This is a genomic window from Lactobacillus sp. A27 (genome assembly GCF_016742815.1).
GTDB lineage: Bacteria > Bacillota > Bacilli > Lactobacillales > Lactobacillaceae > Lactobacillus > Lactobacillus gallinarum.
In genome coordinates this window covers 1-1,149 of record NZ_JAEHNT010000026.1, presented here as the reverse complement: position 1 = coordinate 1,149, position 1,149 = coordinate 1, and the positions used below count along the sequence as shown (strand labels likewise).

Annotated in this window: 1 protein-coding gene; it reads left to right on the top strand. The window is 37.2% G+C overall.

Annotated elements, in window-relative coordinates:
- Nucleotides 1-949 (top strand): mucin-binding protein (locus JEM49_RS04355; protein ID WP_446720525.1); only part of this gene is annotated, 949 nt, incomplete at its 5' end.
- Between the last annotated feature and the right edge of the window lie 200 nt (nucleotides 950-1,149).

The following is a 1,149-nucleotide window of genomic DNA, read 5'->3' as shown; positions in this document are numbered from 1 at the left end:
TATCAAGGGCCATGATCAAATGGTAGTCGTAACATACAGTGCTAACGATCAGTCTGTTAATGTAGTTTATGTCGATGATGACAATCATGGGGCAACCATTGATTCTGGAACGATCACTGGTAAAACTGATCAGACAGTACCTACAAACGTAGTTAATCCGGATGATACAAAGTATGAATTGGTTCCAGGCTATGAAACCGAGATTACTTTTGGTCCAGATAAGCATCCAGAAGTGGTTGTTCATGTTCATCATAAGAAGGAAAATGTCACAAGAACTAAAGATGTAACGTTAACTGTAACCTTCGAATTGCCAGATGGCACGCAGGTTAAGAAGACGGCAACCATCAATTTTGTTCAAAATGGCGTAAAGGATTTGGCAACTGGTGAAACAACTTGGCAAGGTGATTATCAAGCAAGTTCTAAATTTGCGACGATTACTGCTCCAGAAGTACCAGGATATCACCCAACGTCAACAGCTGGTGGTCAAGTAATCACGGTTAATACAAATAATTGGGATAAGAATCTTGATTTAGCACAAGTTGTTACGTATGAAGCTGATCAATCAAATCAACCTGATACACCAATAACTCCGAGTGAACCAGTAAATCCAGGAAACCAGACAGATCATAATACTCCTTCGCAAAAACCTCCGGTAACACCTGATGATAAGCTTTCAAAACCAACAACAAATGACAAACCAAATAAAGGAAAACCACATGTACAAGGTTTTGAAGAACAGGATCATCAAGCAGATCGTGTAACTCAACCACACGAGGAAGGACAAAAACTTGCTCGTAGAGTTGTGCAACCTAATGTTGAACGGCAGACGCAAGGTCAATTGCCACAAACTAGTGAAAAAGAGAATCAAGCTGGTTTGTTAGGATTAGTCCTTGTGGGCTTATCAAGCTTACTCACATTATTAGGTGTGAACAAAAAAGAGCATAAATAAGTGTAAAAAGTTAGTTTCGTATAAAAATGAAACTAACTTTTTCTGTTATTGAAAGTATAAATGAAAGTTTATAAAAATAATGTTTATTAGCGAGTGTTATTACTTTACTTTTAGAAACGTAAGCGTCATATAACCGAGTATCTTTTTTAGTCCGTATTTTTCAGGTATTCTAATCTCATCAATTTAATGGAGGTTAAGAA